Below are 24,282 nucleotides of genomic sequence, written 5' to 3'. Positions count from 1 at the left end.
CGGCCCGGCAGCCGGCGGGAGAGCCGTACTGCCGGGCCGTGGGAGCGGTGGGCCTTACGCGCCGTGCAGCTGGCGCAGGTAGTCGTAGGCACTGGGCAGCGTCTCCAGCAGGTTCTGCTGTTGGCGCTTGACCGTGTCGAAGAGGGGTTCGGCACCGGCCACCGAGTCCGGGCGGTGCGCCAGGGAGGGCAGCGGGGCGTCCGGCTCCAGGCCGAGGCCCGCGAAGATGCAGTAGTAGCTGCCGTTGGTCCAGAAGTTGCGGAACTCGGCCTCGAAGTTGCCGTAGTACGTCGACTCGTCGGTGATCGGCGAGTTGATGGGCAGGCCAGCCTTGTAGGCGGAGATCTTCTGCTGGATGTTGTCGGGGAGGGTCAGCTTCTTGTTGGCCTGCCAGAACGGCGTGTCGTTGCGCGGCGCGTAGAAGAAGTGCGCCTGGATGAAGTCGCGGGTGTCGTCGAACATCACCTCGATCTCGTGGTTGAAGCTGTTGACCAGGCCGTCGTTGAAGGTCTTGTCGGGGAAGTGCTTGGCCAGCTGGTAGATCGCGGCCGTGATGAAGTAGATGCCGGTCGACTCCAGCGGCTCCAGGAAGCAGGACGACAGGCCGATGCTGACGACATTCTTCACCCAAGCGCGGCGATTGCGGCCCACGCGGAAGCGAATGTGGTTGAACTTCGTCTCCTCCACGTCCAGGCCCCACATGTCCGCGAACTCGCGGGTGGCGGTGTCCTGGTCGGTGAACTTGCTGGAGTACACGTAGCCGGTGCCGAAACGGCCCAGCATGGGGATCTTCCAGGCCCAGCCGGAGGACATGGCGATCGCCGAGGTGTACGGCTCCACCCCGTTCGCCTCGTCGTCGTGCGGGACGGCCGTCGCCACCGCGCTGTCGCACAGCAGGTGGTCGCTCATGTCGATGAAGGGCTCCTGCATCGCCTGGTTGATCAGCAGGCCGCGGAAGCCCGAGCAGTCCACGAACAGGTCGGCTTCCAGGGTCAGTCCGCTTTTGGTGTGCAGCGCGGTCACGTAGCCGCGCTCGTCCTGCTCGACCCGCACCATCTCGTCCTGTACGTGGTTCACGCCCTGCTTCTCGGTGCTGAACCGGCGCAGGTAGTCGGCCACCAGCTGGGCGTCGAAGTGCCAGGCGTACCGGGTGGCCGGCCGGCCGTCGAGCCAGCGCGGGGCCTTCATCGCGTCCATCACCGGGGGCTCGCGGAAGCAGGCGTAGTCGAACGGCTCGGTGGTGCGGCCCTCGTACTTGCGCTTGAACCAGTAGTGCGACAGCGGGGTCTGGTCGTAGTCGGGGAGCAGTCCGAAGGGGTGGTAGAAGTGGTCGGGACCGCCGCCCGGCAGCTCGCGGGCCGTCGACTCGCCCTGCCCGTCGGTCCGCCAGTTGACGAAGCGCACGGCCATCTTGAAGCTCGCGTTGCACTCCCGCATCCACTCGTCCTCGGCGATGCCCAGGTAGTCGAAGAAGGAACGCTGGAGGTTGGGCACGGTGGCCTCGCCGACACCGATGCGCGGGATCGTCGGCGCTTCGAGCACGGTGATGTCGACCGTTCCCTGCAGCGCCTTTCCGAGGTATGCGGCGGTCATCCAGCCGGCCGTGCCGCCGCCCAGGATGACGACCTTCTGAAGCCGGGTGTCGCTGCTGGTCATGAAACAGCCCTCATTTCGGATTCGGCGGTTCGGGTGGTCGTGCTCATCAGTGTCGAAAAACGCCCTATTACCGCTCTACACCGATCGGATCCAGCCGTTGTAGGGCCTTTGTAGACCCCCCGGACACACTCCTCGCAGGCAGAGCGGCAGGCTGAAAACCACCGGGAGGACGCGATGACCACCGCAGCGGACGGGACAGCGGGGCCGGCGGTACGGGTCCGCTTCCTGGGCGACTTCGAGCTGACCGTCAACGGCGCCCCCGTCCAGCGCTGGCGGGCCGGCAAGGCCCGTGGCCTGTTCCAGTACCTCGTGGTTCACCGCGGCCAGATGCTCACCCGCGACCGGCTCTACGCATCCCTGTGGCCCGGCGCCGACGCCGCGGCGGGCAGCTCCCTGAAGGTCGCGGCCCACGCACTGCGCCGGGTGCTCGACGCCCACCCCGACCGCCCCGGAAACTCCGGGATCCAACTGGTCTACCGGGACTTCGGCTACGTCCTGCACATCACCGGGCTGTGGTCCGACCTCGACCGCTTCCAGGAACTGGTGCACACGGGCCTGCGCGCCGCCGCGACCGGCGACGCCCCGCTCGCCCGGACCCGGTTGGGGGCGGCGATCGGTCTCTACGGCGGCGAGTTCCTGCGCGGCGAGAGCGCCGATTGGGTCGTCGAACAGCGCGAGTACCTCAGGGCGCTCGCGCTGCGGGCCCTGGGCGTGCTGCGGGCCGACGCCGAGGCCCGCGAGGACTTCGTGGAGCTGATCGAGATCTGCAAGCGCACGCTGGAGATCGACCGCCATCACGAGGAGACCTACCGCGCGCTGATGACCGCACACGGCCGACGCGGTGAACTCGCCTGCGTCCGGCGCTGGTACGAGCTGTGCGCCCGCCGGATGCGCGACGAGCTGGGCGTGGCACCCGGCCACGAGACCCAGCGGTTGCTCGCCACCCTGATCCCGGCCGCGGCCCGCACCTCGGCCCCCGTCTCCGCGGTGACCGGCGCCCCGCCCGCCACGGTCCGCGCGCTGCGGCCGGCCGCCCGCCGCACCGGAACCCCCGCCTGGAGCCCGGACGCCCGTACCACCGCCCCGGTCCGCCCCGTGCGGCGGGCCAGGCCCGACAACCGGGCCGCGGCCGCCCTGGCCCGCGCGGCCGACCAGGCGACCGCGTGACACCGACCCAGCTGTTCAGCGAGCCCGTGATCCCGTGACCGAGTGAGGACCCCACCGTGACCGTGCTGACCGTGCCGACCGAGCCACAGGACTCCAGACCCGCCGGGGCCGAGCCCGACGCGGCCCCCCTACCGCCCCGCTACACCGACCAGTGGATCGGCGGTGCCTGGGTCGCCTCCGACGCCGACGGCCGCCTGGTCGTCACCGACCCCGCCACCGAGCGCGCCCTGGCCACCGTGCCCGCGGGCACCGCCCGGGACGCCGACCTGGCCGCGCGCGCCGCTGCGGCCGCCTTCCCGCGCTGGGCCGCCACCCCGGTGCGCGAACGCACGGCACTGCTGCGCCGGGTCGTCGAGGCCATGGAGGTCCGGGCCGACCGCTTCGCCCAGACCATCACCGCCGAGGTCGGGGCGCCCGCCCGGATGGCCCGCCAGACCCATGTCGGGCTCTCCCTCGGCATGGCGGCGCACTGCGTCGAAACCGCCGCCTCCTACGCCTTCGAGGAGCGCGTCGGCCATTCGCTCGTTGTGCGCGAGGCCGCCGGAGTCGCCGCCTGCATCACCCCGTGGAACACTCCGCTGCTGCTCACCGTGCAGAAGGTCCTCCCCGCGCTCGCGGCCGGCTGCACGGTCGTGCACAAGCCGAGCGAGATCACCCCGCTGCACGCCCGGCTGCTCGCCGAGGCGATCGCCGAGGCCGACCTGCCGCCCGGCGTCTTCAACATGGTCGTCGGCACCGGCGCCGCCGTCGGCACCGCCCTCGTCACCCACCCGCTGATCGACGTGGTCTCCCTGACCGGTTCCACCCGGGCCGGCCGAGAGGTCTCCGCGCTCGGCGCCGACACCGTCAAGCGCGTCCACCTCGAGCTGGGCGGGAAGAACGCGAGCCTCGTCCTCGACGACGCCGACCTGGCCGCGTCCGTGGCCGCCACCGTCGACCAGATGCTCTTCAACACCGGCCAGACCTGCCTGCAGTGGAGCCGGCTGCTGGTACCGCGGCACCGCCAGGACGAGGCCGTGCAACTCGCCGCCGCGGCCATGGCCGGGTACGTGACCGGAGACCCGCGCGACCCCGCCACCGACCTCGGCCCCCTGGTCTCCGCCGCCGCGCACGCCCGCGTCACCGGCTACGTCCGCCGCGGCGTCGACGAGGGCGCCGGCCGACTGGTCCGCGGCGGCCCCGACCGGCCCGCCGGCCTGGACACCGGCTACTACGTCCAGCCGACGATCTTCGCCGACGTGGACCCGCTCAGCACGATCGGCCAGGAGGAGATCTTCGGGCCGGTGCTCTCGGTCATCCCCTACGACGACGAGGACCAAGCGGTCCGGATCGTCAACGGAACCCGCTACGGGCTGCACGGCGCGGTCTGGTCCGGCGACGGCGCCCGTGCGGAACGGGTGGCCCGGCGCTTCCGCTCCGGCCTGGTCGACGTGAACGGCGGCCAGTTCAACCCGGCCGCCCCGTTCGGCGGGTTCAAGCAGTCCGGGATCGGGCGCGAATGCGGCGCCGCCGGACTGGAGGCCTTCCTGGAGACCAAGTCGATGCAGCTCCCGCAGGGCACGGGAGGCCAGGTGGTCGGCCCGCGCCTGCGGGCCACCGCGGCCGCCCGCCCGGCGGACACCGAGAGGAACGACGGATGACCGACCGGCACGCCGAGTCCGCCGGGGCCACCGCCCCGGGCGCACCGGCCGACGACACACCGCCCGGCGCGGCACGGGCCGAACCCGTCTACGCAGGACGGGGATCCGCAGGACCGGGCTCCGACGGACCGGGCTCCGCCGGACCCGCCGACGGCGCACTCCCGCCGCTGTTCGCCCGCCTGGAGCGGTGGACCCGCGAACAGCCGAACGAGACCGCCGTCAAGGCCTTCGACGGCACCCTCACCTATGCGGCGCTCACCGCCCGCACCGCCCGGTACGCCACCGCGCTCGCCGGGGCCGGAGTCGTTGCGGGGACCTCCGTCGGCCTGCTGCTCGGCCGGTCCCGGGAGAGCGTGCCCGCCCTGCTCGCCGTCTGGAGCCTCGGCGCGACCGCCGTCCCCCTGGACCCCGCGCATCCCGTGGAGCGACTCGGCCGCGTCCTGCACGACGCCGGGGCCGCCGTCCTGGTCGCCCCCGAGGTTCCCACGGGCCTGGAGGCCGACGGGATCACCCTGTTGGCCCCCGCGGACATCCGCCGCAGCGCCCCCGGCGCGCTCGCGGTGTTCCTACCCGCCCCCGACAGCTGCTCGTACCTCATCTACACCTCCGGAACCACCGGCCGCCCCAAGGGGGTCGAGGTCACCTACCGGGGCCTGGACACCTTCGTGGAGGCCCTCGGCAGCCTCGGCCTGCCCGCCGGCGGGCTCGGCCTCAACGCCGTTTCGCCCGCCTTCGACGGCTGGCTCTGGTGCACCCTGCTCTACCTGACGCACGGCCAGGGGGTCGCCCTCACCGACCTCTCCCTGGACGGGCTGCGCCAGGCCGCCGCCGAGGGCCGCGAGCCCCTGCCCGCCGGCCTGCGCACCGTCTCCCTCACCCCGTCGCTGCTCGCCGCCCACGGAGCCGGGATCGACACCGCCGAGGTGGTCGTGGTCGCCGGAGAAGCCTGCCCGGCCGCGCTGGCGGAGCGGTTCGCGCGCGGCCGGCGGCTGCTCAACGTGTACGGGCCGACGGAGGTGACCATCGCCGCGACCTGGGCCGACAGCCGACGAGGGGATGACGTGACCACCATCGGACGACCGCTGCCCGGCTACCGGGCGTACGTCCTGGACGAGGAGCTCCGCCCGGTGCCCGCCGGCACCGAGGGCGAGCTCTACCTCGGCGGCCCCGCCGTCGCGCGCGGCTACCGGGGCCGTCCCGGACTGACCGCGAGCCGCTTCCTGCCCGACCCCTTCCAGGGCGGCGGCACGCGCATGTACCGCACCGGAGACGTGGTCGTCCGCCGGCCGAGCGGCGAACTGGAGTACCGGGGCCGCCGCGACGACCAGGTGAAGATCCGCGGCCACCGCATCGAACTGGGCGAGCTGGAGCGGATCGCCGCCGAACTCCCCGAGGTCGTCGCCGCCGCCTGCTGCCCGCTCGCCTCCGGGCAGACCCTCGGCCTCGCCGTGGTCGCTGCCCCCGGCACCGACCCGGCGGGCCTCGCCGACCTGGTCGTGGAACGCTGCCGCAAGCAACTGCCCGCGGCCGCGGTGCCCAGCACCGTACGGGTGCTCGACCGGATCCCGACCCTCAGTACCGGAAAGGCCGACCGCGAGGCGCTGGCCCGGGTCCTGGTGGCACCGGAACGGACGCCCGACGCACCGGTGGTGGCCCCGGGCGCCGGCCCGACCACCAGCGAGCGCATCGTGATGGCCGTGTGGTCCGACGTGCTCGCCACCGAGGTCCCCGGCCCCGAAGCGGACTTCTTCGAGCTGGGCGGCCACTCCCTCGCGGCCGCCCGCGCGGTGTCGGAACTGCGCCGCGTCACCGGGCTGCGCGTCGGCCTCGGCGCGCTGCTGGCCGAGCCGACGGCCCGGCACTTCGCCGCCGAACTCGACCGGCTCGCCGCCGAGCGGGAGGCGACCGCCGCAGACCCGGCCGACGCGCCCGCCGACGACACCGCCGAAGGGTCCTGAGCCATGGGCGCCTGGATCTCCACCTGGACGACCGACCCCGCCGACCGGGCCCTGCCCGTACTGCTGTGTCTGCCGCCCGCCGGAGCCGGCTGCCAGCAGTTCCGCTCCTGGCAGCCCGAACTGGCGGGCACCGCCCAGGTGTACGGAGTACAGCTGCCGGGCCGGGAGAACCGCTGGCGGGAACCGATGCCGGACACCTTCGACGAGGCCGTCCTGGCCATCGCCGCGGAACTGCGCGACCTCGTCGCCGACGGCCGGCCGCTGATCGTCTTCGGCCACAGCTTCGGCGGCCTCCTCGGCTACGAGGTCTCCCGCCGGGTGGCCCCCCGGGCCCTGGTGGTCAGCGGCTGCCGGGCCCCCGGCCACTGGGACGGCGCCGGCCGCGGCATCGTCGACGACGGCGAGGAGCTGGACAAGCTCTTCGACACGGCCGGCCTCGACCCCGAACTGCTCGACGAGGACACCCGCGCCCTGATGGTCGCCATGCTCCGCAAGGACGCCCAACTGTCCCTGAGCTACGTCCACGAGCCGGGCGTCCGCCTCGGCACGCCCGTCCACGCCTGGGGGGCCGACGGCGACGAGACCGTCAGCTCCGCCGACCTGGACGGCTGGGCCGCGGTCACCACCGCCGCCTTCACCCGGCACACCACCACGGGCGGCCACCACGCCGTACTGCGCCGCCCGCGGCCCGTACTGGACCACCTGACCACCCTGCTGCGGGCCGCGGGCGCCGATCGGCCGGCCCCCGCCCCCACCGCGACCGGCGCCTGAGCGCCCGACCGTCCACTCCCGCCCGAGTCCGGAGGACACCGTGCCCATCACCCACCAGGTCCTCGTGAACCACGAGGGGCAGTACGCGCTGTACCCCGCAACCCGCGAGACCCCCGACGGCTGGACGCCGGCCGGGTTCGACGGCACCGAGGACGAATGCGCCGGCTTCGTGGACGCCCAATGGCCCGACACCCGCCCGCTCAGCCTGCGAGGAGCCTGAGATGGAGATCGACCTGCTCGACCCGGGCCCCTTCGGCCGCAACGACTTCTGGCCCGCCTTCACCTGGCTGCGCGCCAACTCGCCCGTCCACTGGCACCCCGAGCCCGGCAGCGACGACGGCGGCTTCTGGGCGCTGAGCCGGCACCGCGACATCATGAAGGTGTACGCCGACAGCGACACCTTCAGCTCGGCGCGCGGGATGCGCCTCGGCAGCGACCCGGCGGCCGTCGCCGCCGTCGCCCAGCGCATGCTCATCGTCTCCGACGTCCCCCACCACACCCGGCTCAAGCGGGCCCTCCACCAGGCCTTCGGACCGCAGCAGATGCCGCGCCTGGAGGCCATGGTCGACAAGGTGGTCGGCGAGCTGGTCGCCGAGGCCGTCGAACGCGACGAACTGGACTTCATCGACCTCGCCAAGCAACTGCCCAACCGGGTCGTCTGCGCCATGATGGGCATCCCGCGCGCCGACTGGGCCTGGATCGGGGCCCTGACCACCGACGCCTTCGACTCCCCGGACGACGAGGTCCGCACCAACGCGCACTCGGAGATCTTCCTCTACTTCATCGAGCTGCTCGCCGAGCGCCGGGCCCGCCCCGGCGACGACCTGGTCAGCCAGATCGCCCACGACACCCTCGTGGACGAGGGCGACGGCGTCGAACGGCCGCTGAGCGACCACGAGATCGTCTTCAACCTCAACGGGGTCCTCTCCGGCGCCAACGAGACCACCCGCTACTCGGCGGCCGGCGCGGTCCACATGTTCGCCGAACACCCCGACCAGTGGCGGCTGCTGCGCAGCCTCGGCCAGGGCGGCATCGCCCCGGCCGTCGAGGAGGTCCTGCGCTGGACCACCCCCGGGGTGCACGCCCTGCGCACCGCCGTCCGAGACACCGAGATCAACGGGATCCCGGTGGCCGAAGGCGCCCGGGTGACGCTGTGGAACGTCTCGGCCAACCGTGACGAGGACGTCTTCGCCGACCCGCACGCCTTCCGGGTCGACCGTCGCCCCAACCGGCACGTCGCCTTCGGGCACGGCCGCCACCTGTGCCTCGGCGCCCGGCTCGCCCGCTTCGAACTCGGCGCCCTGCTCACCGAGATGCTCGGCGCGCTCGACGGCTTCGAACTGGCCGGCCCCGTCACCTTCAACTCCTCCAACTTCACCTGGGGGATCAACAGTCTCCCCGTGCGGCTGCTGCGCAGCCGAGCCTTCGCGAAGTAAGAAAGGGCCCGCACTGTGACCACCGCACTCGTCGACTTCAACCGTTCGGACGCCGCCTTCCCCGCCACCGGGTATCCGCAGCTCCTCGCCGAACAGGCCGCCCGCACCCCCCGGGCCACCGCCCTCGCACAGGGCGACCGCACCTGGACCTACGCCGAGCTGGATGCCGCCACCAACCGGCTGGCGCACGCCCTGATCGCCCGCGGAGCCGGCGAAGGCACCCGCGTGGGCCTGTGCTACCCGCGCAGCGCCGAGTACGTCATCGGTTCCCTCGCCATCCTCAAGACGGGCGCCGCGATCGTCGCCCTCGACCCGGTCAACCCCGACGACCGGCTCGCGGCGATGATCGCCGACGCCACCCCGCTGCTCGTCCTCACCCCGGCCGACCTCGGCCGCCGGATACCCGAGGACGTCCCCCGGGCCGAGGTCGCCACGGCCGGACAGGACCTGCCGGACACCGCGCCCGCCGTGGTGACCGGACCCGACACCGTCAGCCACCTCATCTACACCTCCGGCTCCACCGGCACCCCCAAGGCCGTCCTGGAACGGCACGGTGCGCTCACCAACCTCGTGCACTGGACCACCCGCGCCTACGGGGTCCGGCCCGGCGACCGCGCCTCCTGGATGTCCACCCCCGGCTTCGCCGTCCAGATCATGGAGTGGCTCGCCTACCTGCCCGCCGGCGCGGCGATCCACATCCCCGAGGCCGGGCAGGCGCAGACCCCCGAGCAGATCCGCGACTGGCTCGTCGGCGAGGGGATCACCCACACCATGCTGGTGGCCGCCCTGGCCGAGCCCGCCTGGGGCCTGGACTGGCCCGCGGACACCGCGCTGCGGATCCTGGTGACCACCGCCGAGCGCGTCCACAGCTGGCCGCCCGTCGACACCCCGTTCCGGGTCGTGATGACCTACGGCACCACCGAGACCACCAACGTCCTGTCCTGCCTCGACCTCGGGGCCGGCACCGACTTCACCAGCCAGGCCACCTCCGACGAGGTCCGCGCCACCCGGCAGGTCCCGGTCGGCGTGCCCATCGCCAACCTCCGTGTCCACCTCCTGGACGAGGACGGCAGCCCGGTGCCCGAAGGCGAGGTCGGCCGCCTGCACGTCTCCGGTGCCGGGGTCGCGGCCGGCTACCACGGCCGCCCCGAGCTCACCGCCGCCAAGTTCCACCCCAACTTCCTCCCCGACGACCCGCACCCGGTGCTCTACGACACCGGCGACCTCGCCCGCCGCCGCGAGGACGGCGCCGTCGAACTCCTCGGCCGGTCCGATTCCCAGGTGAAGATCCGCGGCTTCCGCGTGGAGCTCGGCGAGGTCGAGACGCACATCGCCCGCCTCGCCGACATCGCCGAGGCCGTCGTCGTCACCCAGGAGCGGGGCCCCGGCGACAAGCGGCTCATCGCCTACGTGTCACCGGCCGGCGCGGCCGACCCGGACTCCGCAGCCGTGCGCGCCGACGTCGCCCGCACCCTGCCCTACTACATGGTCCCCGCCACCGTCGTCGTGCTCCCCTCCCTCCCGCGCCTGCCCAACGGCAAGGTCGACCGGCGCAGCCTGCCCGAGCCCCCGGAGGGTCGCGACGCGGTCGGCGCCGGCTACGAGGCCCCCCGCAACGAGGTCGAGGACGGGCTCAGCCGGCTGTGGGCCGAGGCGTTCCGCACCGACGGCGTCGGCATCCACGACAACTTCTTCGAGCTGGGCGGGCACTCGCTGCTCGCCTTCCAGCTGATCGACGAGATCCGCCGCCGCTACGGCGTCGAGCTCAGCCTCTCCGACCTCTCCACCTGCCCCACCGTCGCCGAGCTCGCCACCCTCGTCACCACCGAACGCACCGGTGGCCGCGGCTCCTTCGGCGGACTCCCCGCGATCGTCCCCGACCCCGCCGCCCGCTTCGATCCCTTCCCGCTCACCGAGAGCCAGCAAGCGCTGTGGATCGGCCGCGGCGGGCTCGTGGAACTGGGCAACGTCGGCTGCCACGGCTACTTCGAGTGGGAGAGCGAGCAACTCGACGTACCGCGCCTCGAAGGCGCCTGGCGCCGGCTCGTCGAACGCCACGACGCCCTGCGCACCCGGGTCCTGCCCGACGGCACCCAGCAGGTGTTCGAGGAGGTCCCGGCCTACGAGATCCCCGTCACCGACTTCGGCGGACTGGACGAGGGGTCCCGGCGGGCCGAGCTGGCCGCCCTGCGCGAGCGGCTGTCCCACCAGGTCCTCGACGGGGACGGCTGGCCGCTGTTCGACGTGCGGATCAGCCTGCTCGGCGGCGGCCGGGCCCGGATCCACCTCTGCCTGGACTTCCTCGTCGCCGACGCCTGGAGCTACTTCCAGGTGCTCGTCCCCGACCTGGTCACCTACTACGTGGAGCCCGGCGCCGAACTCGCCCCGCTGGAGCTGACCTTCCGCGACTACGTCCTCGCCGTCGGGAACTCGCTGCGCGACAGCGAGCTGTACCGCCGCTCCGAGTGGTACTGGCGCGACCGCCTCGCCACCCTCCCGCCCGCCCCCGAACTGCCCGCGCGGCCGGCCGAAGCCCCCGAGCTGCCGGTCCGCTTCGAGCGCCGCAGCCACGTCGTCGCCCCGGAGCGGTGGAGCCGGATCCAGGAGCGCGCGCACGCCCGCGAGGTGACCCCCTCCGGGGTGCTGGCCGCCGCCTACGCCGAGATCCTCGGCCGGGCCGCCGGGCAGGCCCGGTTCACCATCAACTTCCCGCTGTTCAACCGCCTTCCGCTGCACCCGCAGGTCAACTCGCTGCTCGCGGACACCACGACCACCCTGCTGCTGGCCGTCGAGCAGACGGAGTCCACCTTCGCCGGACGGGCCCGGGCCGTCCAGCGCCGGCTCTGGGCCGACCTGGAGCACCGCTACTTCAGCGGGGTGCAGGTGCTGCGCGAGCTGACCAAGCTGCGCGGCTCCCTCGCCCCGGCCATGCCCGTGGTGATGACCAGCCTGGCCGGCCACCCGCCGCAGTACGAGGAGACCGAGCTGGGCGCCCCGGTCTACGGCATCTCCCAGACCCCGCAGGTCTCCCTCGACTTCCAGGTCTTCGAAAAGCCCGACGGCCTCACCTTCAACTGGGACTTCCTGCCCGCCGTCTACCCGGACGGACTGATCGACTCGATGTTCGAGGAGTTCACCTCCCTGCTGGACGCCCTCGCCGAGGAGGAGGCCTGGGAGCGCCACTCCCCGCCGCCCGGCGAAGAGGGCGCCGCCCCGGGCAAGACCGAGGAGCGCGACACCGGCGACGCCTGGGAGCGGTACTGGGCCGGGATCCGGCGCACCGGCCGCGGCGGCGACGTCATCTGGGACGCCGACAGCGGCGAGGAGTTCCGCTGGCTGCTGGACCAGGCGCAGCGGCACTTCCGCGGCGACCTACCGGTCATCGACCTCGGCTGCGGCAACGGCCGCTACAGCCGCGAACTCGCCCCGCACTACCCTTCGGTCATCGGCGTCGACGTCTCGGTCAGCGCCATCGACCACGCCAAGCGCGAGGCCGAGGGCGTGCCGAACGTCGACTACCTGGCGATCGACATGACCGACGCCGAGCAGGCCGCCGTCCTGGGGGAGGGGCCGTACAACATCTTCGTCCGCGGTGTCTTCCACGTCCTGGACGGCGAGGCCCGGGCCCGGCTCGCCGCCGTCGCCGACCGGCTGCTGGGCGACGAGGGCACGCTGATCGTGCACGAGCCCGACTACTCCAGCAACTCCTTCGGCTACCTCGGCTTCGTCGGCGGCAAGCGGGGCCGTGCCGAGGACCTGGTCGGCCCGCTGGAGGCGGCCGGTGTCCGGCACTCGCACCGCTTCACCCGGCCCGAACTGGCCGAGGCGTTCGGTGCGGACGGGTGGGAGGTCGTCGAGGACGAGGCGATAGAACTGCACGCGATCGACCCCAGGTCGGATTCCGACGCCCTGCGGCTGCCCGGCTACTACGCGGTGCTGCGCCGCAGGCGCTGACGGCCGCACGCCCCGGTCCGGCTCTGCGCCGGGCGGCCCACGCCGCCCGGCGCAGGGCCTCGGCGTCGTGGCGAGCAGGAGCGGCCGCACCCGCAACGAGAAGACGCGGCCACGGCCGCACGGCTGAAAGACTGGACAACGTGGAACGACGTACGACCGACCGACTGCTCAGGGCGCGCGCACAGGCGATCGGGGGCGAGGTCCGGGAGGAATCGGTCGCCGCAGTCCTCGACCGGGTGCTGGCCGTGCAGGCGCAGGACCTGCCCGCGGCGGAGCTCGGGCTCCGGGTGCGGGCCCGCGGGCTGACCCGGGAGGCGGTGCGCCGGGCCACCGACACCGAACGCAGTGCCGTCCGCGGCTGGTTCATGCGCGGAACCCTCCAACTGGTGCCGGCCGCCGACGCACGATGGCTGTTGGCCCTCTTCGGCCCGGTCTACCTCGCGCTCGCCGCCCGGCGGCTGCGCGAGCTGGGCCTCGACGAGTCCCTGTGCACGCGCTCGGAGCGCCTCATCGCCGAAGCGATCGACGGCGAGGGGCCGTTGACCCGGGCCCAGCTCACCGACCGGCTCACCACCCTCGGGGTGGAGCCCAAGGGGCAGTCCGCCTTCCACCTGATCCGCCGGGCCGCCCTGACCGGCCGCATCTGCCACGGACCGCAGCGGGACGGCGAGGCCACCTTCGTCCTCCTCGACGACTGGCTGCCCGCCACCGGACCCCTGCCCTTCACCGGGGCCGCCGCCGAACGCGAACTCGCGCGCCGCTACCGCGTCGCGTACGGACCCTCCGACGCCCTGGACTTCGTCCACTGGTCGGGACTGAAGGCCACCACGGGCAAGAACGCGTGGACCGCCGTACGGGAGACCGGGCCCGAGCCGTTGACCGCCCCGGACGAGCCCGACGTACGCCTGCTCCCGGCCTACGACAACTACTTGGTGGGCTACCGCAGCCGGGACCTGTCCGTGCCCGCCGCACACGAACGCCGGGTGTGGCCCGGCGGCGGGCAGATCCGCGCCACCGTCCTGGTCGACGGCCTGGCCGTGGGCACGTGGTCGGGCGGCCGCCGCGGGGTGCCGGTGACGGTCGAACCCTTCCCCGGGGCCGAGCCCCACACCCCCGCCGTGGCGGCCGGGATCGCCCGCGAGAGCGCAGACATCGCACGGTTCTCCAGCTGAACTCATCGCATGTCTACAAGCGGTCTATAGTCCCGGAATTCATAACCGGGGTCTAACCCGGGGTCCATAGCGTCAGTGCCGTCCGACAATTCCGTACCCAATCAGAAAAGGGCGTCGACATGGCACTCGGTCGGCATTCCGATTTCAATCGCCTGTGGTTCGGGCAGACCGTCAGCAACTTCGGCGACAAGATCTCCCTCCTGGCGCTACCGACCCTCGCGGTCGTGGTGCTGGGCGGTGGAGCCTTGGAGGTCGGCGTGCTCGGCGCGCTGCGCTTCCTCCCCTTCCTGCTGCTCGCCCCGATCGCCGGGCTGGTGGCCGACCGGGTGTCGAGGCGCACCGTCATGATCGTTGCCGACCTGGGCCGCTTCCTGGCCCTGGGCACGATTCCGCTGGCGTTCGCGCTCGACTCCGTCAGCATGACCCACCTCTTCATCGTGGCCGGCATCACCGGCTGCCTCACCACCTTCTTCGAGGTTTCGTACCAGTCCTGGCTGCCCCAGCTCATCGGCACCGAGAACCTCATCGAAGGCAATACCAAGCTCCAGATCAGCCGCAGCGTCGCCGAGGCGGTCGGCGCGGGCGCCGGTGGCGCACTCATCCAGCTGCTCGGCGCCGCACGCGCCATCACCGCCGACGCGTTCACCTTCCTCATCTCGCTCATCGCCCTGCTGGTCATCCGCCACCGGGACGTGCGCGAGCGGACCGAGGACCGCAAGGCCTCCGCGAAGGCGGAGATGAAGGAGGGCATGAAGACGCTCTTCGGCAACCCGGTCCTGCGCGGCCTGTTCACCGCCAACGTCGTGGTCAACCTCGGTGCCGCGATGGGCGACGCCGTCCTGATCGTCTACGCCTACAAGGAGCTGAACCTCAGCCCCGGCCAGGTCGGTGCGGCCTTCGCCGTCATGTCGGTCTTCGTCATCGTCGGCGCGGTGCTCTCCGAGGTCGTCTCCAAGAGCCTCTCGGTGGGCCGCCTGCTCGTCATCACCGCGGTCGTGCTCGGCGCCGGCTACATCCTGGTGCCGACGGGCGGCGCGGTCGGCGGCTTCGTCGGACTGATCGTGGTCCAGGCCATCATCGGCTTCGTCTCCCCGATGTTCGACATCCACGTCCTCAGCCTCGTGCAGGGCGTCACCCCGAACGAGCAGATGGGCCGGGTCAGCGGCACCGCGCTCTCCGCGGTGTATGGAGCCCTGTCCCTGGGCTACTTCGCCGGCGGCGCGCTCGGCGAAGCGATCGGCCTGACCGGCGGTCTCGCGGTGGCCGGCGCCGTCACCATCATCGGCGGCCTGACCCTGCTCACCGGACCGGTCGCCAAGATCAAGGAAATGCCCGGCGGGGACGACACCGCCGAGGAGGGATCTCCGGCCGCGGACGAGACCAGGATCACCGCCTGATCGACACCCGCCAGGGGCGTGGAGTGGGTGCCGGCCCTGCGGCACCCACTCCACACTGCGCCCCGCACGCACCCGCCCGCACGCCCGCACGCACCCGCCCGCACGCCCGCACGCCCGCACGCACCCACCCGCACGTCCGCACGTCCGCACGTCCGCACGTCCGCACGTCCGCACGTCCGCACGTCCGCACGTCCGCACGTCCGCACGTCCGCACGTCCGCACCCGGCGCCGCGACCCGCGGCGCCCCCCTCGCCGTATCCCTCTCCCGACTCCCGAAGACGCACGGAGGCTCAAGGTGAGCGAGTCCCTCGCCGAACGCATAGCCGCACTGCCGAAGTCCCGCCGGGCACTGTTCCAGGCCCTGACGGGCCGCACCGGCGGGCGCGCCGCCGTACGGGAGGACCCTGAGCCGGCACCCCGCGACCCCGCAGACCCGCCGGTGCTCTCCTTCGCCCAGCGTCGCCTCTGGTTCATCGACCAGCTCCAGCCCGGCAGCCCCGCCTACAACGTGCCGGTCGCCACCCGCATCCGCGGCCCGCTCGACGTACCCGCCCTGCACGCGGCGCTCCAGGACGTCGTCGACCGCCATGAGGTGCTGCGGACCGTCTACACCTACCAGGAGGGCGCCACCGAGGCGCTGCCCCGCGTGGTGGACGGCTACCGGCTGCCCCTGCCGCTCACCGAACTGCCCGACGAGGAGGCGGCCCGGTCCTTCTACGACGCCGACGCGGGCGCCCCCTTCGACCTGGCCGGCACCGTCCCGTTGCGGGCCCGGCTCGGCCGGATCGGCCCCGAGGACCACGTCCTGGTCCTCAACCTGCACCACATCGTCACCGACGGCTGGTCCATGCGGGTCCTCTACACCGAACTGGAGCGCGCCTACGCCGCCCGCACCGGGGCGCCCGCCGGGGCAGCGGCCCCGCTCGCCCTCCAGTACGCCGACTTCGCCAGCTGGCAGCGCCGCCGCATCAGCGGGGACCGGCTGGAGGGCCTCACCTCCTTCTGGCGCGAGGAACTGGGCGGCGCCACCCCCGTGGACCTGCCCACCGACCGGCCCAGACCGCCCGTCTTCGGCCACGCCGGCGCATCCCGCTACATCGACCTCCCGCCCCGGCTCATCGCCCGGCTGCGGGAGTTCGGCAAGTCCGAGGGCGCCACCCTCTACATGACGATGCTGGCCGGCTTCGCCGCCACCCTCCGCCGCTGGACCGGCCAGGAGGACATCGTCGTCGGCACCTCCGTCTCCGGCCGCGACCACCCGGCCTTCAGCGAGCTCATCGGCTTCTTCGTCAACACCCTGCCGCTGCGCATCAGAACCGGTGGCGACCCCGGCTTCGCCGAACTGGTCCGGGCCACCCGTCACACCACCCTCCAGGCGTACGCGCACCAGGAACTGCCCTTCGACCTGATCGTCGACGCCCTCGGGCTGCCCCGCGACCCCAGCCGGCCGCCGCTCACCTCCGTGATGTTCCTCCTCGACGAGACCCCGGACACCGCCCCGGGCCTCGCGGGCCTCGCCACCGAGCCCATCGACTTCTCCTCGCACGCCACCAAGTACGACCTCATGATCAGCGTCCACGACACCGGCACCGCGGTCCGCGCCCTCGTGGAGTACCCCACCGCCCTGTTCGACGCCCCGACCGTGGACCGGCTGCTCGGCCACTTCCTCACCACCCTCGAAGGGGCGCTCGACCGCCCCGAAGCCCCGCTGTCCGCCCTGCCGCTGCTCACCGACGCCGAGCGCCGGGCCGCCCTGGACGACTGGAACGCCACCCGCGCCCCCTTCCCGCAGGACGCCTGCCTGCACGAGCTGTTCGAGCAGCACGCCGACCGGCGGCCCGACGCGCCCGCCGTGGTCCTGGGCGGGCTCGGTGGCTGGAACGTCACCTACCGGGAGCTGGAGGAGCGCGCCAACCGGCTCGCGCACCGGCTCGTCGAAGCCGGCGCGGGCCCCGACCGGACCGTGGCCCTGTGCCTGCGCCGCGGCCCCGCCCTGGTCACCGCGATCCTCGCCGTCCTCAAGGCCGGTGGGGCCTACGTCCCCCTCGACCCGGACTACCCGGCCGAGCGCCTGGCCCTGCTGCTGCGGGACTCCGCGCCGCCCATCGTCGTGTCCGACGCGGAGCTGATCGGACGGCTGCCCGTCCCCGCCGGCACCGCGCAGGTCCTGCTCGACACCGACCGGGCCGCGCTCGCCGCGCTGCCCGCGACCCGCCCGGACGTGCCCGTCACCTCCCGGGACCTGGCCTACGTCATCTTTACCTCGGGTTCCACCGGCACCCCCAAGGGCATCGCCCTGGAACACCGGGGCGTCGTCAACAACATCCTCGACCTGAACCGCTCGTACGGCATCGGGCCCGGCGACTCGGTCCTCGCCCTGTCCTCGCCCAGCTTCGACATGAGCGTCTACGAAACCCTCGGCATCCTGGCCGCGGGCGGCACGCTCGTCCTGCCCGACCCGGCCGCCGCCAAGGATCCGGCGCACTGGGCCGACCTCGTCGAGCGGCACGGCGTCACCGTGTGGAACTCCGCCCCCGCCCTCCTCGGCCTCCTCGTCGACCAGCTCGAACACGCGGGCGGCCCCCGACTTCCCAAGCTGCGCACCGCGTTCCTCGGCGGCGACTGGATCCCCGTCACCCAGCCCGACCGGATCCGCGCCTTCGCGCCGGAGCTGTCCTTCGCGGCACTCGGCGGGGCGACCGAAGCCTCCATCCACTCGGTGGAGTTCCCCGTCGGCCGGGTCGATCCCGAGTGGACGAAGCTCCCGTACGGGCGGCCCATGGCCAACCAGCTCGCCTACGTCCTCGACCCGAAGGACCGCCTCGTCCCCGTCGGCGTCCCCGGTGAACTCCACCTGGGCGGCGTCGGACTGGCCCGCGGCTACCTGAACCGGCCCGAGCTCACCGAGGAGAAGTTCGTCCACGTCGAGCTGGCACCCGGCCGCACCGAACGCCTCTACCGCACCGGCGACCTGGCCCGCTACGGCGCCGACGGCACCATCGAACTCCTCGGCCGCACCGACTTCCGGATCAAGCTCAACGGACTGCGCATCGAGCCCGGCGAGGTCGAGGGCGCACTGCGCGAGCGCCCGGGCGTCCGCGAGGCCGTCGTCGCCGCGCGCCGCACCGCCGGCTCCGACCGGCTCGTCGGCTACGTGGTCCCCGAGGAGGGCGCGGACCTCGACACCACCACCTTGCGCACCGCCCTCGCCGCCGTCCTGCCCCCGCACTGCGTCCCCGCCGAACTGGTGCTGCTGGAGCGGCTGCCGCTGAGCCCCAACGGCAAGGTGGACCGGGGCGCCCTGCCCGACCCGCGCACCGCCGCCCCCGCACCCGACCGGACCACCACCGCGCCCGCGGACGCGGACCCGGTCGCCCTGCGGATCGCCGCCGTCTGGGCCGAGGTGCTGGGGATACCGGAGGTCGCCCCCGACGACGACTTCTTCGCCCTGGGCGGGGACTCCTTCGCCGCCGTGCGCGCGGTCCGCGCCGTCGCCGCCGCCCTACCGGACGGCGGATCCGCCGCCCTGCGCGTGGTCGACCTCTTCAGCAACCCGACCCCGGCCGGGCTCGCCGCCCGCACCACCGAACTCGGCGCAGCCGGAACGCAGGCACACGGCCTGCTGCACCGGCTCACCCCCGAACGCCCCGCCGGAACCACCGCGCTGACCCTCGTCTGCTTCCCGCACGGCGGCGGCGACGCCATCGCCTACCAGCCCCTCGCGGCCCAGCTCCCGCCGCACATCGAGCTCCTGGCGGTCTCCCCGCCCGGACACGACCCACTGCGCCCCGGCCCGATGCTGCCGGTCCCCGAGTTCGCGGAACTCGCAGCCCAGGAAATCGCCCGCACCGTGCGCGGACCGTACGCGGTCTACGGCCACTGCGCCGGGGTGGTCACCGCACTGGAGACCACCCACGTACTGGAACGCATGGGGCAGCGCCCGATCGCCCTGGACCTCGCCGCGGCCCTCCCGGAGGAGGACCCGGAGTACGCCCTGGAGATGGAACGCGTCTCCGGCGACGACGACCTCGTCGCGTACCTGACCACCATGGACGGCTTCGACGGCGTTCTCGACGACCGTGACCTCACCGCTGTCCTGCGGATGGTCCGCCACGACATGACCGAGGCGGCCCGCTTCTTCGCCCGCACCCCGGGCGGCTACGACCGACCCCTCGCCACCCCGCTCACCTGCATCATCGGCGACGCCGACGACGCGACCGAGGGCTACGAGAACGGCTACCGCACCTGGGGCCGGTACGCGGCCGACGTACGCCTCGCCGTGATCCCCGGGGGCCGCCACTACTTCGCCAAGCACCTGCCCGACCGGCTCGCCGCTCTCCTCGTCGACCTGCACCGCAACGGAGGAACCCATGTCTGATCTCGCCGAACGGCTCGGCCGTCTGCCCCAGGGACAGCGCTCCCGGCTGCTGGGACGGATGCGCAACCAGATGACGGCCGGCGTGGGCCGCCGCATCGAACTGAAGCGCGCCGACCACGGACCGCGCTCCCGCTCCTCCTTCCAGCAGGAGCAGATGTGGTTCGTCGACAAGCTCGGCGCCGGCAAGGCCCGCAACAACATAGCCCTGGCCATAGGCCTGGGCGGCCCCCTCGACCGGGCCGCCCTGCACGAGGCGCTCAACGCCGTCGTCGCCCGCCACCAGGTGTTGCACAGCAAACTCGTCGAGATCGACGGAGTCCCCTGGCAGGAACCCGTCCCCTCCTTCGTGCTCGGCGTCCAGAGCACCGACCTCTCCGGCAGCGAGGACGCGGACCGCGAACTCGCCGAGCTCACCGCGAGCTGCGCCGCCGCCCCCTTCGACCTCGCCGCCGGCCCGCCCGTCCGCGCCCACCTCGTGCGGCTCGCCGCCGAGCGCCACGTCCTGCTCTGGGTCGTCCACCACATCGCCTGGGACCCGGGCTCGACCCGGATCTTCACCGAGGAACTGACCACCAGCTACGCGGCGGCCGCCGCGGGCAAGCGCCCCGAGGCCCCCCGGCTCGCCGTCGAGTACGCCGACTTCGCGGCCTGGCAGCGGGCCAAGCTGGAGAACGACGAGCACGGCCGGGCGCTCGCGACCAAGTGGCGCCAGATCCTGGCCGGCGCCGTCGCCACCGAGGTCCTCCCCGACCACCCGCGCGGCCCCGAGACCCGAGGCGACGGCCGCGGCCTGAAGCTGACCCTGGACCAGAAGCTGCTGGACCGCCTCACCGAGCTCGCCGACGCGGGCAACACCACCGTCTTCACCACCCTGCTCGCCGCCTTCAACGCGCTGCTGCGGCACTGGACCCGCACCGAGGACGTCGTCGTCGGCACGGCCAGCGCCTCCCGGCCGCACCCCGACCTGGAGCAGGTCATCGGCTGCTTCGTCCAGATGATCACCTTGCGGACCGAGGTCACCGACCAGCTCACCTTCCGCGAGCTGGTCACCCGCACCGCGTCCTCCGTCATGGACTCCTTCACCAACAGCGAGCTGCCCTTCGAGCAGGTGGTCGAGGCCGTCCGCCCGGTGCGCGACCCGTTGAGACACCCGCTCTTCCAGATCGAGTTCACCTCGCTGGGCCGCTGGGGCACCCACCGGGCGCAGGCCGCCGACCTCGAGTTCACCATGGACCAACTGCACGACGGCGCAGCGAAGTTCGACATGAGCTTCCTCGTCGGCGAGAACGACGGACTGGAACTCTCCCTCGAGTACAACACCTCCCTCTACCGGCACGGCACGGCCAGCGCCCTGCTCGGCGCCTTCCGCCAGGTCCTGGAGCAGGTAGCCGAGAACCCCGACCTCCAGGTCGGCGACATCAGCCTGGTCGAGGAGCCGGCCGCCTCCCGGCACGCCCGCGAGCTGTCCCGCGGCGGCCCCGTCGACGAAGCCGCCTGGACCACCACCTTGGACCGCGCGTTCCGCGAGCGGGCCACCATCCACCCCGACGCGGTCGCCGTCCGCCACGGCTCCGCCCGGCTCGACTACGCCGCCCTCGACCGCTGGTCCGAGGCCATCGCCCACCGGCTGCGCGACCGCGGCGTCCGCCACGGCGACCCCGTCGCGGTGTGCGTCTCCCGCGGCCCGGCCGCCGTGGCCGCGGTCCTCGGCGTGCTCAAGGCGGGCGCCCACTACGTCCCGGTCGACCAGAGCGCCCCGGCCGAGCGGACCCGTACCGTACTGGCCGACGCGAAGGCCCGGCACGCCCTGGTCGACGAAGCCGCGCAGCTGCCCGTACCGCTGGAGTTGGTGACCACCGGAACGGCGGCCCCCGTCCGCGAGGTCCCCTCCCTCGCGCCGACCGCCACCCCCGGCGACCTGGCCTACGTGCTCTACACCTCGGGCAGCAGCGGCACCCCCAAGGGGGTCATGATCGAGCACCGCTCGGTCACCCACTTCTCCCGCACCATCGCCAAGGCCTACGAGATCCGGGCCGAGGACCGCGTCCTGCAGTTCGCCCCGCTCACCTTCGACGTCTCCGTCTTCGAGATCTTCACCACCCTGCTGGCGGGCGGCTCGCTCGTCATCGCCACCGACGACGAGCGCCGCGACCCGGCCCTGCTCCAGACCCGGATGCGCGAGGACGCGGTCACCGTCGCGGAGCTCCCGCCCGCCCTCCTGCCGCTGCTCGACCAGGCCGGCCTGCCCGACCTGCGACTGGTCTCGGTGGGCGGCGAGGCCTTCCCCGGCCGACTCGTCGCCGAATGGACCGCGGGGGAGCGGAGGTTCGTCAACGGCTACGGCCCCACCGAGGCGACCGTCGCCGTCACGCTCATGGACTGCACCGGGAGCTACGACCGCAACCCGCCGATCGGCCGCCCCATGCCCGGCCACCAGGCGTTCGTCCTCGACGAGCGGCTGCGCCCGGTCCCGCCCGGCGTACCCGGCGAACTCTGCGTCTCCGGCCCCGGCATCGCCCGCGGCTACCTGGGCCGCCCCGACCTCACCGCCGACCGCTTCGCCGACAACCCCTACGCGGACGGCCCCGAGACGGCCCGCCTCTACCGCACCGGCGACCTGGTCCGCTGGCTGCCCGGCGGCAACCTGGACTTCCTCGGGCGCACCGACCGCCAGCTCAAGGTGCGCGGCCACCGCATCGAGCCCGGCGAGGTCGAGTCCGTGCTCACCGGTCACCCCTCGGTGCAGCAGGCCGTCGTGGTGGCCCAGCCCGCCGCGGGCGGCGAGCGCATGCTGGCCGCCTACGTCACCGTCGAACAGGTGGGCTCCTACGCCTCCGAGGTCGCCGACGCCGAAGGCCTGCGCGCCTACGCGGCCGGCCGACTGCCCGGCTACATGGTCCCGGTCGTCGTCGTCCTGGACGAACTGCCCCTCACCCCGCACGGCAAGGTCGACACCGCCGCCCTGCCCCTGCCCACCGAGCAGTCGGGCGAGGGCGGCACCGCGCCGCGCGACGCCGTCGAGGAGCAGATCTGCCGGGACATCCTCACCCCGCTGCTCGAATGGCAGAACCCGGACGTGGAGGGCGACTTCTTCGCCCTGGGCGGTAGCTCGCTGCAGGCCACCATCGTGGTCTCCCGGGTCCGCGCCCTCTTCGGCATCGACATCGCCCTCGCCGACTTCTTCGGCCGCCCGACCGTTGCCGGACTCGCCGAACTGGTCCGCGCCGCCAAGGCCGAGGCAGCCGGCGAACAGGACCGGCTGCTCGCGGTCTTCGAGCAGATCGAGAACATGAGCGACGAGGAGGCCGCCGCCCTCCTCGGCTCCCTCCAGCAGCCGGACGGTTCCTGATGGCCGACCCGGCCGGGTTCGAAGGAGCCCTCGCCGCGCTTCCCGAGGCGAAGCGCGAGCTCGCCCGCCTGATGCTGGCCGCCCGGCAGCCCGTACCCGCCCACCCGGTCCCGCGCTCCGGCGCGGGGCCGGTCCCGCCCACCGCGCTCCAGTCCCGGCTGTGGCGCCGCGAACGCACCCACCCGGCCGTCGCCACCGGCTCGCACGCGCTCCGGCTGACCGGCCCGCTCGACCCCGAGCGGCTCGTGGCCGCCCTCACCGGGGTGCTGCGCCGCCATGAAGGACTGCGCACCCGGCTCACCGTCTCCACCAGCGGCCAGCCCCGGCTGCACGTGGACGAGGGACCGGTGCTGCGGCTCACCCGGGCCGACCTCTCGGGTTTCACCCCGCAGGCCGCCGCCGACCGCGTGGCCCTGCAGAGCACCGAGAGCGCCTCCACCGTCCTCGACCTGGAGAGCGGCCGCACCAGCGCCTTCCGGCTGTTGCGGCTCGCCGCCGACGAGCACGTCCTGATCCTCGCCTCCCACCTCGCGGTCTTCGACGGCTGGTCCTCCGGGGTCTTCCTCGCGGACCTGGCCGCCGGCTACCGCGAGGGCCCGACGGGCCTCGCCCCGCCCGACCTCCAGCTCCCCGACTACGCCGACTGGCAGCACCGGTGGCTCGCCGGACCCGACGGCTCCGCCGAACTCGCCCGCCGCCGGGCGGCCTTCGCCGCCGACCCGCCCGCCCCCCGGGCGCCCGGCGGATTCGAACGCGGCCACTTGCCCGTACGGCTCGCTCGCGGGCCGGCCCGCGCCGGGCTGGAGCTGGGCGGGGCCGAGGGAGCCACCCCGTTCATGACCCTCCTCGCCGCGCTGGCCGTCGTACTGGCCCGCAGGGAGGGCCGTACCTCCGTGGTGATCGGCACCCCGGCGGCCGGCCGCTTCGCCGGACCGCTCGAAGGCGCCGTCGGGCAGTTCACCACCGTCGTGCCGATCCGGATCGACCTCGCGGGCGGCCCCGCCTTCCGGGAACTGCTGCACCGCACCCGGGCCGCCGTCGCCGAGGCGCTCGCCCACCAACGACTGCCCGTGGACGTCCTGTTCGGCGACGGGACGCCCCCGCCGTACAACGTCCTGTTCGCCCTCCACAACTACCCGTCGGTCCCCCTGGACCTGCCGGGCATCGAGGTCGGCCAACTGCCCGGGCCGCCCGCCCGGCACCTGGAGCTCTACAGTCCCGACCCGGCCGCCGCGCTCGCCTGCATCGGCCTCGTGGAACGCGACGGCGAGATCGGCGGCACCGCCGAGTACAACCGCCACGCAGCCACGCCCGAGGACGTGCGGGGGCTGCTCACCGGAATCGAGGACGTGCTGGACCGGGCCGTCGCCGCGCCCGCATCCCCGCTCACCACCTAGGGAGTTG

13 protein-coding genes are annotated in these 24,282 nt (G+C 73.4%); 12 read left to right on the top strand and 1 reads right to left on the bottom strand.

Translation table 11 applies throughout. The annotated features are described in order from the left end of the window. Positions 1 to 54: 54 nt before the first annotated feature. Positions 55 to 1,656 (bottom strand): tryptophan halogenase family protein, encoded by a 1,602-nt coding sequence (locus ACIQK6_RS04215; RefSeq protein WP_402694257.1) that lies wholly within the window; start codon positions 1,654 to 1,656, stop codon positions 55 to 57. 174 nt (positions 1,657 to 1,830) lie between these two features. Here ACIQK6_RS04215 and ACIQK6_RS04210 point away from each other — a divergent pair, with 174 nt between their 5' ends. From ACIQK6_RS04210 to ACIQK6_RS04155, 12 genes are all read left to right on the top strand, one after another. After that, on the top strand, positions 1,831 to 2,823 hold the full coding sequence (locus ACIQK6_RS04210) for a BTAD domain-containing putative transcriptional regulator (RefSeq protein WP_402694256.1): 993 nt from the start codon (positions 1,831 to 1,833) through the stop codon (positions 2,821 to 2,823). A 155-nt stretch (positions 2,824 to 2,978) separates the two neighbouring features. Further along, a complete protein-coding gene (locus ACIQK6_RS04205; RefSeq protein ID WP_402694292.1) occupies positions 2,979 to 4,463 on the top strand; it encodes an aldehyde dehydrogenase family protein in 1,485 nt (494 codons plus the stop codon). Further along, entirely contained in the window at positions 4,460 to 6,421 is a 1,962-nt protein-coding gene (locus ACIQK6_RS04200; protein WP_329105132.1) for a non-ribosomal peptide synthetase, read from the top strand. The genes ACIQK6_RS04205 and ACIQK6_RS04200 overlap by 4 nt, the downstream gene beginning before the upstream one ends. A gap of 3 nt (positions 6,422 to 6,424) precedes the next feature. Beyond that, a complete protein-coding gene (locus ACIQK6_RS04195; protein WP_329105133.1) occupies positions 6,425 to 7,192 on the top strand; it encodes an alpha/beta fold hydrolase in 768 nt (255 codons plus the stop codon). After that, positions 7,155 to 7,412: an MbtH family protein gene (locus ACIQK6_RS04190; protein ID WP_402694291.1), complete on the top strand. Its 258-nt coding sequence runs from the start codon at positions 7,155 to 7,157 to the stop codon at positions 7,410 to 7,412. The genes ACIQK6_RS04195 and ACIQK6_RS04190 overlap by 38 nt, the downstream gene beginning before the upstream one ends. Before the next feature lies 1 nt (position 7,413). Next, positions 7,414 to 8,628, top strand: a complete 1,215-nt coding sequence (locus tag ACIQK6_RS04185) for a cytochrome P450 (protein WP_329105135.1) — start codon at positions 7,414 to 7,416, stop codon at positions 8,626 to 8,628. A gap of 15 nt (positions 8,629 to 8,643) precedes the next feature. Next, complete coding sequence (locus ACIQK6_RS04180) at positions 8,644 to 12,582, top strand: amino acid adenylation domain-containing protein (protein WP_329105137.1); 3,939 nt, start codon at positions 8,644 to 8,646, stop codon at positions 12,580 to 12,582. A gap of 140 nt (positions 12,583 to 12,722) precedes the next feature. Next, the gene (locus ACIQK6_RS04175; protein ID WP_329105139.1) at positions 12,723 to 13,754 is read left to right on the top strand and encodes a winged helix DNA-binding domain-containing protein; all 1,032 of its coding nucleotides are present in this window, start codon (positions 12,723 to 12,725) and stop codon (positions 13,752 to 13,754) included. Between the two features lie 119 nt (positions 13,755 to 13,873). Beyond that, on the top strand, positions 13,874 to 15,151 hold the full coding sequence (locus tag ACIQK6_RS04170; RefSeq protein WP_329105141.1) for an MFS transporter: 1,278 nt from the start codon (positions 13,874 to 13,876) through the stop codon (positions 15,149 to 15,151). 295 nt (positions 15,152 to 15,446) lie between these two features. Then, positions 15,447 to 19,529, top strand: coding sequence for an amino acid adenylation domain-containing protein (locus ACIQK6_RS04165; protein WP_329105143.1), 4,083 nt, complete (start codon positions 15,447 to 15,449; stop codon positions 19,527 to 19,529). Next, positions 19,522 to 22,878 (top strand): amino acid adenylation domain-containing protein, encoded by a 3,357-nt coding sequence (locus ACIQK6_RS04160; RefSeq protein WP_329105145.1) that lies wholly within the window; start codon positions 19,522 to 19,524, stop codon positions 22,876 to 22,878. The genes ACIQK6_RS04165 and ACIQK6_RS04160 overlap by 8 nt, the downstream gene beginning before the upstream one ends. After that, a complete protein-coding gene (locus ACIQK6_RS04155) occupies positions 22,878 to 24,275 on the top strand; it encodes a condensation domain-containing protein (protein ID WP_402694255.1) in 1,398 nt (465 codons plus the stop codon). The genes ACIQK6_RS04160 and ACIQK6_RS04155 overlap by 1 nt, the downstream gene beginning before the upstream one ends. Positions 24,276 to 24,282: the final 7 nt, after the last annotated feature.

Source organism: Streptomyces sp. NPDC091682, from assembly GCF_044756625.1.
In the GTDB taxonomy this organism is placed as follows: Bacteria; Actinomycetota; Actinomycetes; order Streptomycetales; family Streptomycetaceae; genus Streptomyces.
The sequence above is the reverse complement of the archived record's forward strand: the minus strand, read 5'-3'. Positions and strand labels throughout refer to the sequence as shown.